The organism is Lactiplantibacillus sp. 30.2.29, from assembly GCF_018991255.1.
Taxonomy (GTDB): Bacteria; Bacillota; Bacilli; order Lactobacillales; family Lactobacillaceae; genus Lactiplantibacillus; species Lactiplantibacillus pentosus.
The window spans coordinates 102,490-117,485 of the sequence record NZ_JAGYGU010000006.1 but is presented as its reverse complement, the minus strand read 5'-3'; the positions used below and the strand labels follow the sequence as shown (position 1 = coordinate 117,485).

Genomic DNA, 14,996 nt, shown 5'->3' with positions numbered 1-14,996 from the left:
TTGATAATCAGCCAAAAAAATAACGCCCACCAACGTCCCCGTCAGTCCAAGCGTTATTCATTGCATTATTGTGCCAACATCTTTTGTGCGAATTCTTTAACGAGCTGAATTTGTTCGTCTTTGAGTTTGCCACCGGCACTGCCGATGATCTTCATGCCCTTGCCGCCCATGACTTGGTGGAAGTGGCCGATAACGGGGATACCCTTTTCGTCCGCGATTTTTGTGAGGGCCTTATCGGACACCATTTCTGGACCGCCAGAAGTGGTGAATAAAGCGATTTGCTTGACCTTAGTGGCATCCAAATTCTTCATAAAGGCGGATGCGGTCTTGTCTGGTTTCATAAAATAAGTGCCACCGCCGAAAAAGAGGGTGTCCGCTTGTTCGACTGGGGTGTCGATCGATTGGGCGGGCACGCCAGCTACGGCTGCGATTTGTTCGGCGAATGCCTGGGTGTTGCCATTACGAGTCTGATAACGAATTGCAATTGTCATGAAAAAAGACCTCCGATAAGAATAATTGAATTAAGACCAGGTGCCCACCATCAGTCGACCATGATAGGCAAGGGTCACTAGAATTGGTATACTAGTTGTTATATCAAGTCTAGTATAAAACGTTTTGGAACCGATTACAAAGATACGGGAAAATCCACTCTGATTGACCTGTAAACGATTCGTAGGGGGCACAAAAGGACGCAAGGAGGCGTTGTGGGATGAAAGGAAGAAAATGGCGGCTCATTAACGACATGGTGGGGATCGTGACCATTATTCTTAGCTTAATCATACTCATTCGGCCAATCGATGGGACGGGCCACGTTGAGACCTGGGGCTCGCGGTTGTTGGCGTTGGGGGTGCTGGCAATTTTTGTGCTGTTGCTTGCAGGAGTTGAAAGTCTTATTCGGCGAGTGATGCGGCACTGATTGGCGTGTGGTTTCAAGAGAATTCAGGAAAGTGGTGGCAGTGATGGCTAAAATTTATTTTTTGTGTACGGGTAATTCTTGTCGGAGCCAAATGGCAGAAGGGTTTGCGCGGCAATTATTACCAGCTGGTTGGGAGGTCGCGAGTGCCGGTGTCGAAGTACATGGCGTCAATCCACTCGCGGTCCAGGTAATGGCGGAAATCGGTATTGATATCCGTCAGCAGACGTCTAAGTTGATCGATTCAGAATACCTCGCGCAGTGTGCCGTGGTCGTCACGTTATGCGGCGATGCCCGTGACCGGTGCCCAGTTACGCCGCCAACGGTCACGCGGCTGCACTGGCCATTGCCAGACCCGGCGCAAGCGCCCGGCAGTCCAGCAGAAAAACTTCCTGTATTTCGACAAGTTCGTGACCAGATTCAGGCGCAAGTCGTCGCGCTCGCAAAGACGTTGAAGTAAGTGGAACGCTAAACCTGCGCCAAGTGTCAATAACAGGTAGCTGCGACCCAACAAATCAATAACGGCAATCAAATCGGCCAGCCTAGGCATTCAAACCTGGGCTGGCCGATTTATGTTGCTCGCGTAAGTCCGTAGCCACTGAGTTTACTGGCCGTTCGTTAACTTTGTGAACAATCCAGCATGTGCAAAAGCTACAGTTTGGCAGCTGTGAAACTGGTGGTTTCATCCCTTATCGCTTGTGAATGATTGCGTTAGTATGAAAGCGTAGTCAAGATGAATGACCGGTCATCAGGCGTTGAACTGCTTTTTAAGTTAAACAAATCACAATTAGATTTAAGGAGGAGTCGGACAATCATGAAGGATTTTAAAGATAAGGTCATGTTTATTACCGGTGCTGCTTACGGATTTGGTCAAGTTATCGCGGAAGGGGCTACCGATCGCGGCATGAAGCTGACGATTGTGGACATTGATGGCCCTGCATTGAAGGAAACTTACCAGCATATTCTCGACAAGGGCGCGGATGTGCTGATGATCACGGCTGACGTGACTAAGGAAGATAGTGTCGATGATGCTGTCGAACAAGCGATGGAGAAATTTGGCCGAATCGACTTGCTGATCAACAATGCCGGGATTGCTTTACCAGGGCGCATCTGGGAATTGCCAACCCGTGATTGGGAATGGATCATGCATATCAACTTAATGAGTCAAGTTTATGCGATGAAACGCATTATTCCAATCATGATTCAACAAAAGACCCACGCCGATATTTTAAACGTGGCATCAATCGCTGGCTTAGTAGACACCCCCGGAATGCCTTCCTATCACGCCAGCAAGTTTGCCTCAGTCGGGATGACGGAAGCCACGGCCTACGACTTACAGCGGGCGGGCATCGATATCGACATGCACGTCATGTGCCCCGGCTTTGTTCAAACGGACCTCTATCACACCGAGAATCACCGGCCTGCACAGTACAGTGACCCAACTGATCCGTACTATCAAAGTGAAGCTTATCTGAAGGGGCAACAATTTGCGAAGTACGTCATTACGAACGGTAAACCAATCGATACGATTGCGGACACCGTCTTCAAAGCCTTGGAAGCCAATCGGTTCTACATTTTGACGCATCCAGAATACAATCCATTGATTGAGGATCGGGTCAAACGAATCGTGACGGACGGTGCCCCTGACGTGCATATCATGGATGGCATTATGTAGCAGATATCAAGCAGACAAAGGAGTGTTTTAACATGGCAAGTTTTATCGCAAGTGATCAGGATGTTAAGAACTTTTTGACGGCTCCAAGTATGAATGACCAGGAAGGGATCGGCTTCGCTTACGCCACCGATGAAGCCGTCTTGAAAGCGTTGATTCCAGCGCCATTGAAATTAATGGCGCCAGTTGTTTGCGGCTACGTGGTGCATATGGGCAAACCAACGTTCAGTGCCCCTTACCTTGAAGAGAGCTTATTTGCACTCGTTAGTTATAAGGACAAGATGATGGGCGCCTATCCAATCAACCTATTGTTACACGGACCAGGTGCCGAAAGTGGCGTTATTGCTGGTCGGGAAGGGGCTGGGATTCCTAAGAAGTTGGCGGATGCAATTGAACTACGGCGTAACGACAACAGTGCGACGGCCACGGTTGAGCGGCACGGCAAGACTTTGCTGAATGTTTCCTGGACTGCCGGTGAGCTAAACGATCCGTCTATCATGAAACAATTTGCGGGCCAATTAGCGTTAGGCAAGGAAGCTGAAATGAACAGTTTCTTCTACAAATACAATATCGACCAGCACGAAGACGGTACCAACCACTTTAACAACGTCCAGTTAGTTGCGACCCAGTTACGGTCATTGGCAGACCAGGTTGAGCCTGGGAACTTGAGTATTCAACTCGATTCGACGGATGACGATCCATTCGGTGAATTGAAAGTCTTGAAGCCACTCGGGGCAGCTTGGTTCCACTTCAAGACGTCCGTAATGTTCAATACGTTGAAATTAGATGAGGTCGATGCGGCCACCACGATGCCAAAACTCTTAACGGGCCAGTATGACCGGAGCTTCTTCAATCCAAAAGCAGCGACTTATATTATTTAAGCATTCGGAAAGCGGGGAATAGCTGATGTCAGAAGCAGTAAAAAATTTGGTTAACAACGATTTAGCAGACGTGATGTTTAATCGGCACTCGGTTCGGCAGTTTGAACCGGATGTTAAAATCAGTCGCGAGGAGCTCCAAAAGATGATTGCCGAGGCCGCAACGGCGCCGTCAGCCTGCAATTTGCAGTCATGGCACTTTGTGGTCGTCGATACCCCTGAGGCTAAGGAAAAATTCAAGCAAGCGGTTATGAAGTTTAACTATCCGCAAGTCGACAGTGCCTCCGCCATCGTCTTCATCGCCGGAGATACGCAGTCGCACTACGTTTATCGCGACGTTTGGAACAAGGTCTATCAGGATGGCAATATTACCAAGGAACGCCTGGACCAGATTCTAGGAACCTTCCTGCCGTTATATGAACATGCGACGCCAGATTTCTTAAAATTTGATGCGACCATCGACTGTTCGATCGTGGGGATGCAACTCCTGTTGGTCGCTCGCGCTCACGGTTATGATGCTAACGCCTTCTCTGGGATTGATTTCGAGAAGATGATTCCAACACTCGGACTGGATCCAAAACGCTACGTACCAGTTATGGGAATTGCGATTGGTAAGGCCGCCCAGGAGCCACTCCACACGACTCGGTACGACGCCAAAACCCAGACGGATTTCTTAGCATAATTGAATTTGATTTGATTGAAGAAAGAGCGGGGCTGACCCACTCTTTTTGTGATTTAGGGCCGTTGTAACGATAGTTTAAGGTACAGATTTATCAAGCGGTTCAAGCACGACAGCAGCTTGAGCTATTTCCACATCACTAGCTTTATCAGCCGCTTCCCACACGACTGCAAATTGAGGCTCGCTCACGCTGACCGCTATTAGTATCTTCATGGCAGGTGCCAGTCGTGAATCGGCGCCCTGCCGCTTAGTCAGTGGCTCCGTCACCAATAATGTTCAGCTCCAGTTCAGGATGCACAACTGGCTGCCGTTTAAGCATGAAATCATTGATTTAGCCGCCTTTACAAAAGCGCTTACATTGCTTATGATGAAGGCGATAGGTGCGATGAAAAGGGGGACGGTTTTCATGAAATTGAACGCGATTCTACGGCAGCTAGCGCTGACCTTTGATGTCACTAAACAGTCGAGTTTTACCCATAATCCGGAGGTAGCGGAAGTCCAATTTGTGAGTGCGACTGAAGCGGTGGCAACGCATCGGCTGTATTTGCAATCCGCAGCGAGTCAGACGGTGCAACTATCCTACGACTGGCGCGGCCACCGCCAAATCGTGGGGACGGTCAGTCTTGGAGCAGGCCTGACGACCGTCATCGCGGCTCAAAATCAGCTGCTGAAATTATTGGTGACGCTTGGGCAGTCGCTGCATCATGACATTGAGCTCCAAAATATCATCAACCAGTTCGCCATCAACGCGATTACGGCGGATTTTGATACCACGCTCGCGCAGGCCGTTCGATTATTGGGCAATCCGTTGGCGATTATTGACCTCAACGGGGAGATTTTGTCGCGGTCCCACACGACGCAACTCAATGGTCCCAGTATCCACGCGGCGGTCGAAACTAATCGGGTCGGGCGCTGGCTATTAGACCACGGTTTCGCAGCGGATACGCCTGATTTTTTAACGCAGGTCTATGTCGCGGAGGACCGGCTTTCAGCGGGACCGATGCTGATTACACCGTTAGCGAATAGAGCTGAACCGATCGGGTACCTGGTCATGCCGGCACTCAACACACCGCTAAATGACCGCCAAGCCCTGTTGATTAATTCGATTGGGCAGGTGATTGCGGGTTCGCTAGTTAAAAATCAAATTATGCCGACTGCCGAGTCACAGCGAGACCGCTTATTAAACTTATTGTTGACGGAACGGCAGGGTGGCACATTTGCTGATCAGTTTGCTGAACAACATGTCAAGTTACCGACTGCGATGGTCCTGGTACGCTGTGAACCACTTGCCGACCAAGCGCCAATGATTTTACAGCAACGCTTGCAATATCTGATGTTGCCGCATTTTAAACAAGTGCTAGTGTCCATTTACCATCAGCAGTGTGTCGCGCTGATTTCCATTAGTCTGGCCGCGTATAATCAACCAGATTTTATCACCACACTACAGACCATCGCGCAACGGGCAGATTGCCGGCTGATCGTCTCACAACACTATGTGAATCCGGAAGACACCTACGCGGCCTATGTCGTGTGTCAGCGTACCGCCCAGTTGAAGACGAGCCGGGGCCGGGTGGTCTTTTGTGAAGATCAATTCTATGACCTCGCCTTAGCACGGGTCAATCATGTCGAGATCCTGCCATTCTTCATTAATCCCGCCTTGCGCCTGTTACTGGATTATGACCGCCAAAAACATACCGAATTAGTACCGACGCTGGATGCGTATTTGCAGGCGACTTGTCAATTGACGCGTACCGCCAAGCAATTATACGTGCATCCTAACACGCTCCGCAATCGACTTCAGCACATTACCAAGCTTACGGGATGCGATTTACGAGATGCCGAGACCTGTTTTAAATTAGCGGCCAGCTTTAAACTCCAGCACTTTCTGGTGCAACATCAGTATCGCTACCGAGCAGACGTCCCGATCCCCACGCAGGACTAGTGATCAGCCAGGCGTGCAACCGGTTGTTTATAACTGGAACTAACTAGCTTGGAAGCATTGGGAGCTAGTAACGATTAAAGACGAAGATTGTTGATGTGACAGCGTTTATCAGCTGAAGCTTCAGCCGTACCAGACCGATTAAGATTAAAATAGTTATGCAACCGGTTGCATTGAGGCTGAAAGCGTTTTATAATACTAAGTGAGATTGAACAGACGGCGTTAGTCAGAGATTGCGTGCTGACTGAGTTGAGCCCGTCTGCGAAGTGATTTTATACCGGTCAATAACGAGCGTCAAAACTAGTAGTCATTCACGAGGAGGAACTAGTAATGAGTAAATTTGCAGCAATTAAGGGATTCGTATTTGATTTAGATGGTGTGATTGCCGACACGTCCGTGTACCATTCACAAGCTTGGCATCAATTAGCCGATGAATTAGGCGTGGCTTGGAGCGAAGAACTCGCCGATAACTTAAAGGGTGTCAGCCGGATGGATTCCTTAAACCTGATTTTGAAAACTGGTGGTAAGGAAAACGACTATACGGAAGCCGAAAAAGTGGCGTACGCTGAAAAGAAGAACACCAACTACCTCAACCTATTGAAGGGGATGGATAAGACGGCGATCCTACCTGGAATCGAAGCCTTCTTAGCTGACTTAGCCAAACACGGCTATAAATTGTCACTGGCCTCCGCTTCTAAGAACTCACCATTAGTTTTGGAACAATTGGGCTTAGCGCACTATTTTGAAGCTCGCGTGGACCCATCGACTTTGAAGCATGGTAAGCCAGACCCAGAAATCTTTGCCCGCGGCGCTGAAGTGCTCGGACTCAAACCGGAAGAATGCGCGGGAGTCGAAGATGCCAAGGTTGGGATTCAGTCGATCAATGGTGCCGGCGAGACTTCGATTGGAATTGGCGACCCAGCCGTCTTAACGGGTGCTGACGTGAACTTCACTTCGACAGCAGAGCTAACTTTAGCAAATCTAGAAGCTGCATTAGGCTAATTCCAGCCGCAACTAAATAAAAGCTTACTTCACAATTACCCGTCAAACGGGCCACGATGAAGTAAGCTTTTTTGGTGCTGTTTAAATGATTCAATCGGTTAGCGTGCCGTGGGTAGTGTCGCGACATCTGCGGTCAGTAGTTGCACGTGCGGTGTCTGACTCAGCGCATATTCTAGCGGAATCGTCTGATGTTCCAATAATTGATCAGTCAGGTTGACTTGCTGAAGCACGCCGGGATTTTCATATAATTCCAGCGCGTAAGTCTGATGATTGAGGTCCATGTAGCTGCGGTATTCCGTGTAGGTTGCTTGACCAGTCGCGCTGACCTTAACGCCCTTAGGAATCGTGACCGCATTTAAAATGTGTTGAAGCAAGTTGACGGTCGCGGTGGTTGTTTCGGGGACCTGCGCGTAATGCTTGAGAAAGACGGTCCGTGCAAACCGAGACATGGATGTGTAGTCACCAGGCAGCCCGAGCGCGCCAGTACCGGGGCCCTGAGAACCAGGCTGATAGTTGACGAATTTATTGAGCGTCCGTTCAGTATTTGTCAGTGTGCCGTATTTACTTAGATTTTGGAGCTGCCACTTAAGGTTCGGCGAATTCGTCAAAACGCCAACGGGATTATTGATCAAATGCAGTTCGCCACTAGTCGGCTCCAAGACCGCAGTTTCACCGGAAGCGTCACTGACCATGAAGTGGAGCGGGGGAATTTCATTAATCAGTTCCGCCGTGCTACTAATTAGCTGCAGGTGTTTGACCCGGTCACGTAAATCAGCGACGCTCGAAATATTGCTCAGTGCCCAGGTGACAAAGTCGTGCGGGGCAAGCTCAATTTTAGCATGGTCGCTGTGTGGCTGATAAATGGCATGGTTAGGGAAATAGAGGGCGACGATGCTAACACCACATTCGTTGACCCCATCGGTAAAAATTTCGTGGTTCAATTGACGACCGGCGCCAATAAAGCCATAGGTCGTCTTAAAGTCGCCCAGGTCGCCGGCAATCCGATAATGCCGAGGCATGAACATGATGCGCGTGTCGAAGTCGACGTTAAAATCCATGGTACGGGCCAGAAAATGACCGCCGTGGCTATTGGTATAAGTTAGGCTGGTACACATACTAATCGCTCCTTTGCTAGATGATACCGTTAATTTAGCATGACGTAACCAGGAGATGCGATAATTGCGACATGCTCTGGCAGCATTGAACGGTCACCTTACGTTTGAGCGGGTAGTTGACTTAACAAGCGGACGGGTGGGGCGATTAAAGCAATCCGCTGGTCACGAGGGTCGTAACCGTCGTGAAAGCTCAAAGCACTTCTGCCAACTTGATGGTCAGTCGCCACGTAAAATTTCAATTTATTTAGGAGATGTTAGTTCAGGAGGGAAATTCAAATTGGCTTGATTACTGTTGATTTTATTAACTCATTTTACCCAGCTAGAAATTGCGTTACCTGTCTGATAGCCAACTTCATATAGGCTTTTAATAATTCCAGGACCAAAGTAGTAGATTATAAATAATACGACTAAAATCAGAATGATGGATATCATCTTTGGTGGATTTAAAAATTGAGAAAACAGTTTGTTCATCGTATTCACCTCGTTATAATTTGACAAGATCAAGATATGTTGCGACTTCTTAAACCGTCTATGCGCCGGACGAGCAGTTTCCGTCTGTAATAAACAGATTTGTAGAAACGATTCCAATACTGCGTCCAAACTATTCCGGTTCATTTTTAACGATGCTAGATAATTTTTGTTGTTTCCTACATATGATAACCTGCTCCATTATTTTAATAGTTGTACGTAATCGTATCTTTAAGTTAACATAAATTCACTTAATACTAAATACTTGTTTCCAAAACGTTTAATGGAATAGTCGGTAGTATCTTAAAAGCAATTCTTTACAAAGCTTGTATTCAACATAGTTAGGAGATAAATGCAGCGTACGAAGGATATTGTATAATTTTGTGTACTTTAAGAAATTGTCCATGCCTAACGATCCGGAGTGAAGAATATACCATTTCGGAAGAATGGGTATCGGATATATAACACGTATGATATATTAACTTTATGATATCGGCGTAGCAGGAATTATTATTGTAGATGTTGATGAACTTGCTTTGGGTGCATAACTCAATGCGGCAATAAGAAAAAATGGTGATTTATGACGCAAAAATTAGCAAATAACATTTTAATTGGTTGTGCGATTATAGCTTCGCTTACCTTGCTTGGTAGTTTGGTATCTTCAAGTATATGGGCGTATGGTTATTGGAATGATGGCACAAAAACAAGTGCAGTTTGTTTAATATTGATATGTATTTATTTGTACCATCATAGTTAGTATTTTGGACTTTAATCTTCCAAAAAGGTCTGAGATTACTTATTGCTTTAGCGATAAATAACCTCAGACCTTTGACTTTGCTTTGGAGTGGCAAACTAAAATTTAGAAGTGTCCGTTTCAACAACCTTATATTATTATGAAGAACTATCATTTCAAAAAATATTCTTCTATGTGTGACAAGTGGGTGGCTGAATGTTTCACGTGAAACATTTAGCCATCACAATTAAACGCCACGCTATCAAAAACCGACAGATTGGCCTAAAATGAAATAGAAGCGTTGTCACTTTAGGGATTAAGTCTGGAGGAAATCATGAATAATAATCAGAAGTCGCCGGTGCCATTATCACAACGGCACCATATGACGATTCCGTGGAAAGATTTTATTCGCAATGAAGACGCACCAGCTAAGCATGCCAGTATTCAGGAACGGACGTCGATCGTCGGGCGAGTCGGTATCTTGATGTTATCTTGTGGAACAGGGGCCTGGCGGGTACGCGATGCGATGAATAAAATCGCCCGGAGCCTTAACTTAACGTGTTCCGCAGATATTGGGTTGATTTCAATCCAGTATACTTGTTTTCATCACGAACGCAGTTATACGCAGGTGTTAACCTTGCCGAATACCGGTGTGAACACGGATAAATTGAATATTTTGGAGCAGTTCGTCAAAGATTTTGATCGTAAATATGCCCATGCGACGGTTGCTCAGGTTCACGCGGCCATTGATGACGTTCAAAAGCGGCCAAAACAATATGCGCCGTGGATGTTGGGCTTAGCAGCCGGGTTAGCCTGCAGCGGCTTTATTTTTCTGCTGGGCGGTGGTATTCCTGAGATGATTTGTTCCTTTCTTGGAGCTGGCTTAGGCAACTATGTGCGTGCAGCGATGGGTAAACGGTCGCTGACGACGATTGCTGGGATTGCGGTCAGTGTCGCGGTCGCGTGCCTTGCCTACATGATTAGTTTCAAAATATTTGAAGCCAACTTTCAGATTCTAGCGCAACATGAAGCCGGCTATATCGGGGCGATGCTGTTTGTGATTCCGGGCTTTCCGTTCATCACGAGCATGCTGGATATGTCCAAGTTGGATATGCGTTCAGGACTGGAACGGCTAGCGTACGCGATAATGGTCACCTTAGTTGCCACGTTGGTCGGGTGGCTGGTGGCAACGTTGGTTAATTTTAAACCCGAAGATTTTCTGCCCTTAGGATTGTCGCCCTGGGCTACCTTGCTATTACGCTTACCGGCAAGTTTTTGCGGGGTGTATGGTTTCTCGATTATGTTCAATAGCTCGCAGAAAATGGCGATTACGGCGGGCTTCATTGGGGCTATCGCGAATACCTTACGACTTGAATTGGTGTCTTTGACCGCCGTTCCACCAGCCGCTGCAGCCTTTTGTGGCGCACTAGTTGCGGGGCTGATTGCCTCAGTCGTTAATCGGTATAATGGTTATCCGCGGATTTCATTAACGGTTCCGTCAATCGTCATCATGGTGCCTGGACTGTACATTTACCGCGCCATTTACAGCATTGGTAGTAACCAGATCAACGTCGGGGCGCTGTGGCTGACAAAGGCCGTACTGATTATCATGTTTTTGCCACTGGGACTTTTCGTTGCCCGCGCGTTATTGGACCATGAGTGGCGCCATTTCGACTGATGCTGGGTTGATGATAGGTAAGCTACCCGCGTGGTCGCCTGCATGACTTAGCAAATATAAACGATGATTAGGTATTTCAATCGCACATCGCGTTTAATCCGTTGACTTCAGGACGTGGTCGACAGGTTAAACGCTTTTTTTTCGTGCGTATTTCTCTGAAAAACTAATGAATCAGATTTACAATAAGGTATCAACTCGCGGGGAGGCGTGGCAGATGGAACCAATTACGAATTTGCGCTCATTAGGCGGTCATCGTAACCGTCAGCATCAAGTAGTTAGGGACGGATTGCTCTACCGCTCAGGACAACTAGACCACCTGACAACGGCGCAAATCAATTACTTGGCATCGACACTTAAGATAACGAGAATCGTGGACATGCGCAGTCGAGATGAGCGCCAGCGATTTCCAGACGTGACTTGGGCGCAAGTCGATTATCAAGTCCTGGATGTGTTGGCGCAAGTGACGCAAAACGATGCTAGTTTACAGACGATGATAACCAGTACGGGTGCGGTACACGACCGCATGGTTCAGTTATATGAACAGTTGGCGTTGGATGCAACGGCCCGAGGAAGTTATCGGCAGTTTATTCAGGCCTTATTAGTTCCTAACGAACCGTTACTTTTCCACTGCTTTGCTGGCAAAGACCGAACAGGAGTCGGCGCGGCCTTGTTTTTAAAGATCTTGGATGTGAGTGAGACCCAAATCATGGCGGACTATTTATTGACTAATGAGGCGCGGGCAGCTGCAAATCAGCAGATCCTACAACAATACGCCGCCCAAATGTCGCCTGACCAACAGCGGGCAGTCAATGAAGCGTTAGTGGTGGATGAAGATTATTTGACGCACTACTTTGAAGTGGTTCAGGAGCACTACGGCACCTTTGACGCATACTTACACACCGGTTTAGGTTTGACTGCAGCAGAGCTACAACGGTTGCGACAGCTGTATTTGACGGATTAGTCAAGATGGACTGATTTTATAATGGTAATTTAAAACACGCCTCGTTTTCGGGGCGTGTTTTTGGGTTAATCATGATTAGCTGGATGGTAATGAACGCTATCAATCGACATGTTCTGCAAGCAACGAATCGAGCATATTATTGCCGGCTGTTAAATCGGCATGCTGATAGTGTTGGGAACGAATGCGCATTGGATCCCCACCGTGATAGTATTCATACATTAGCTGACGCTGCCCAAAGCCAGCACTTGTTAAATCAAATGCTAAGTTCAAAAGGCGCGTACGTTCTGTGGCCGTTGCCCGGTCAGTTGTCAGCGCCTGTTTTAGAATCGTAGCGTTATCGCCGTCAAATTCTGCATAGCCAGGGGTACCAACCATGGAGCCTGCTGCTAGGTGCTGTGTGACGCGGAGGGCTTGATCGTAGTAAGACGGTAAGGTGGATCGAACAGCTTGTAGTGCTTGAAGACTAGGGGTATAAATGCCGAATTGATCTAAGTGGCCCTGATCCTCTGAGCGTGTAATCGTACCTTTAATTAATTCAAGGTTAGCCGTTAAACGTCCGAGCTTTTCCTGAACACCAAGGAAGCCATCCAGTCCTAAGACGTGAGCGACCCGAATGGCGAGACTGGTTGCTAATTCTAACTTTGTAATACCGCGCACCTCATCTTGATGAGAGGTATGAATAAACATACCGGAATCAATAAAGAAGCGGTTACTCATTTCGACGTTATTGTCTACAAAAACTTTTGACCACGGAATGAAAGCATGGTCGAAAATAATATACGCGTCAATTTCGTCTAGCAGATTGCTTAGCGGATAGTCAACGGTGGTATAGCCTGGATGATCTAATAGCTTACGACAAATGATTTTGACTCCTGGATTGTTCAAAGGCGTTGCAAAGGCGACCGCATAACTTGTGTCACCTGGTTCGAGCAACAGTTCTGGAGGATTAAAAATCAATAAATCATCTGCAATCGGTGCCATCGTATTAACCATCTTGGCACCGGAAACGAAGATGCCATCTTGATTACGTTCGACTGTATGAACGCCGGCATAACCAGATGGAATCGCGTTGATGGCACGTTGCCGATTCAATTGTGGATTTTGAAGGGCATGACTGATAAAGATGTCGTTGGCTTTGACCCATTTGGCGTAATTTCGAGCATTGGCCGCAAAGTCAGCATATTGATTATGGCCTAGAAAATCTGCCCGTTCGGCAAGAACTGCCATACCAGTATTGAGAAAATCCGGTGTGCGTCCCAACATGCCACTGTTACTTTGAGCGATTTCTTGATAAGCTTGGTGCTTTTGACGTAAATCATCAACCGTACGCGGGACCTTAAACGCAATATCATAGTTTTTGCCATTTTCCTGATAGGTGTGCACTGCAGGATGTGTGCGCTGTAAATCGTAATATTGATTGTTCAGCGCTAAGGTTTTGCGAAAGATAGGCACCTCAGCGACATTGATCCGTTTGCCATTTAAGTACACCGCGCGGCCATCGTCGAGCTGTTCAATAGTATGCATGTGTGAATTCCCCCCTGATGAAATTAATTCCAATATACCATGAATGGAAGCGAATTCACTAGTGGGTGACGGTGATTTTACTGCACTGGATAAATCACATGAAACCGTTCCAAGACCATCTGTGCAGTTTGGGGGTCAAAAGTCTGATGTTCACTTGCATATTCCTGAGAAAAGAAGTCGTCATGGACGCGGCGCCAGTAATCATAAGTGCGGTCGCCTTCACCTTCAAGGTAGGCATGAGTTGCGTCGACATCACGGTAAGGAGTAATCGTGACTTGGTCGGTGTGTGTCACACAGACGGGTTGATCATGCGCATCTAAAATGACATCGTAAGCACCCACTTGAGGGAGTGGTTCGTCGGGTTCGTACAGGTCGTAAGCGCTAGTCGTTGCGGTTTTACGGCCAGTTAGGACGAGGTGTGCCAGAGTATCGGCGTCGCTGCCGAACTGGTAGGCACTCTGTAAGGTAGTGCTGGCTGGTAAGTTTAAACTGGTTTTAGCTTGTTCGAAAAAAGTTTGTGCGTTCATAAGCGAACCTCCGATTAGTTTCAGTTAAGTCTAAGTTTAGCATAATGCCTAATCGATTGTGCAACTGGCGTGGTATAATGACGCTATCTTGGGTAGTTGCAGGCGATACCCATACCAAACATTGCCGTTGTGGAAAGGAGCAGTTATGCGAATTAACGTACTGCAGCACACCCCAAATGAAGGGCCAGGAATGATTGCTGATTGGGCGCACGCCCACGGCCATACAATGTATGTCTATCATCCGTACCAATTTGGTGTACTCCCAACGGCGGATGAGACGGAAATGCTCGTTATCCTGGGTGGGCCGATGAGTCCAAACGATGACCTGCCATGGATCAAACAGGAACGGGACTTGATTCAACAATTACTGGACCGGGATGTCCCGATGTTTGGGGCGTGTTATGGTGCCCAACAAATCTCGAAAACCTTGGGCTACCCAGTCACGAAGGCACCAGCCAAGGAAGTCGGTTGGGCACCGGTTGCTCGTCAAAGTACGGTCATTCCAGGTATTCCGGCGACAATGTCGGTCTTACACTGGCACGAGGAAATGTTTGAAATCCCAGCCGGGGCAACGTTGTTATTTTCCAGTGACGCCGTCCGAAATCAAGGCTTTGTCATGAACCATCGAGTCGTTGGCTTGCAGTTTCATTTTGAACCCGCAGCTGACAATGTGCGTGAGATGGTCGTCAATGATTATCGCTATATCGCCGGTTCAGTTTTAGACCAATCAGCGAAGACAATCCTACAAACGCCAGTTCCACCCGAAAACAAAGACATTTTATACACTATTTTGGATTACATCACGGCTTAAGCACTGTGATGTTGAATAGCCACCATTAAGCAAATCTTGTCTTAATGGTGGCTATTTGTTTAGAAAACTGAACAATTAAACGAAGCTAGCCTGCTT

14 protein-coding genes are annotated in these 14,996 nt (G+C 47.4%); 10 read left to right on the top strand and 4 right to left on the bottom strand.

Annotated elements, in window-relative coordinates:
• Positions 1-65: 65 nt before the first annotated feature.
• Positions 66-491: a flavodoxin domain-containing protein gene (locus KGF65_RS05010; RefSeq protein ID WP_050338027.1), complete on the bottom strand. Its 426-nt coding sequence runs from the start codon at positions 489-491 to the stop codon at positions 66-68.
• Between the two features lie 218 nt (positions 492-709).
• On the opposite strand from KGF65_RS05010, the gene KGF65_RS05005 reads away from it, so the two are divergent.
• The 7 genes from KGF65_RS05005 to pgmB all read left to right on the top strand — a co-directional run bounded on the left by KGF65_RS05005 (position 710) and on the right by pgmB (position 7,083).
• Positions 710-916, top strand: coding sequence for a DUF3923 family protein (locus KGF65_RS05005; protein WP_101872583.1), 207 nt, complete (start codon positions 710-712; stop codon positions 914-916).
• A gap of 43 nt (positions 917-959) precedes the next feature.
• The gene (gene arsC / locus KGF65_RS05000; RefSeq protein ID WP_101872584.1) at positions 960-1,373 is read left to right on the top strand and encodes an arsenate reductase (thioredoxin); all 414 of its coding nucleotides are present in this window, start codon (positions 960-962) and stop codon (positions 1,371-1,373) included.
• A gap of 354 nt (positions 1,374-1,727) precedes the next feature.
• Positions 1,728-2,588 (top strand): SDR family NAD(P)-dependent oxidoreductase, encoded by an 861-nt coding sequence (locus KGF65_RS04995; RefSeq protein ID WP_216748175.1) that lies wholly within the window; start codon positions 1,728-1,730, stop codon positions 2,586-2,588.
• A gap of 32 nt (positions 2,589-2,620) precedes the next feature.
• Positions 2,621-3,466: an acetoacetate decarboxylase family protein gene (locus tag KGF65_RS04990; protein WP_216748174.1), complete on the top strand. Its 846-nt coding sequence runs from the start codon at positions 2,621-2,623 to the stop codon at positions 3,464-3,466.
• Between the two features lie 25 nt (positions 3,467-3,491).
• Positions 3,492-4,145 (top strand): nitroreductase family protein, encoded by a 654-nt coding sequence (locus KGF65_RS04985; RefSeq protein ID WP_101872586.1) that lies wholly within the window; start codon positions 3,492-3,494, stop codon positions 4,143-4,145.
• 403 nt (positions 4,146-4,548) lie between these two features.
• Positions 4,549-6,084: a CdaR family transcriptional regulator gene (locus KGF65_RS04980; RefSeq protein WP_101872588.1), complete on the top strand. Its 1,536-nt coding sequence runs from the start codon at positions 4,549-4,551 to the stop codon at positions 6,082-6,084.
• 327 nt (positions 6,085-6,411) lie between these two features.
• Positions 6,412-7,083 (top strand): beta-phosphoglucomutase, encoded by a 672-nt coding sequence (gene pgmB, locus KGF65_RS04975; protein ID WP_003637315.1) that lies wholly within the window; start codon positions 6,412-6,414, stop codon positions 7,081-7,083.
• A 98-nt stretch (positions 7,084-7,181) separates the two neighbouring features.
• Here pgmB and KGF65_RS04970 read toward each other — a convergent pair whose 3' ends face one another.
• Positions 7,182-8,198, bottom strand: coding sequence for a choloylglycine hydrolase family protein (locus tag KGF65_RS04970; RefSeq protein ID WP_216748173.1), 1,017 nt, complete (start codon positions 8,196-8,198; stop codon positions 7,182-7,184).
• A 1,535-nt stretch (positions 8,199-9,733) separates the two neighbouring features.
• On the opposite strand from KGF65_RS04970, the gene KGF65_RS04965 reads away from it, so the two are divergent.
• A complete protein-coding gene (locus KGF65_RS04965) occupies positions 9,734-11,077 on the top strand; it encodes a threonine/serine exporter ThrE family protein (RefSeq protein ID WP_101872590.1) in 1,344 nt (447 codons plus the stop codon).
• 214 nt (positions 11,078-11,291) lie between these two features.
• Entirely contained in the window at positions 11,292-12,038 is a 747-nt protein-coding gene (locus KGF65_RS04960) for a tyrosine-protein phosphatase (RefSeq protein ID WP_101872591.1), read from the top strand.
• 99 nt (positions 12,039-12,137) lie between these two features.
• Here KGF65_RS04960 and KGF65_RS04955 read toward each other — a convergent pair whose 3' ends face one another.
• On the bottom strand, positions 12,138-13,562 hold the full coding sequence (locus KGF65_RS04955; RefSeq protein WP_105923456.1) for a 4-hydroxyphenylacetate 3-hydroxylase N-terminal domain-containing protein: 1,425 nt from the start codon (positions 13,560-13,562) through the stop codon (positions 12,138-12,140).
• A gap of 77 nt (positions 13,563-13,639) precedes the next feature.
• Positions 13,640-14,089 carry an ASCH domain-containing protein gene (locus KGF65_RS04950; protein ID WP_021338311.1) on the bottom strand — a complete coding sequence of 150 codons (450 nt, stop codon included), beginning with the start codon at positions 14,087-14,089 and terminating at the stop codon, positions 13,640-13,642.
• Between the two features lie 145 nt (positions 14,090-14,234).
• Between KGF65_RS04950 and KGF65_RS04945 the strand changes: the two genes are divergently transcribed.
• Positions 14,235-14,900, top strand: a complete 666-nt coding sequence (locus KGF65_RS04945) for a type 1 glutamine amidotransferase (protein WP_088770301.1) — start codon at positions 14,235-14,237, stop codon at positions 14,898-14,900.
• Positions 14,901-14,996: the final 96 nt, after the last annotated feature.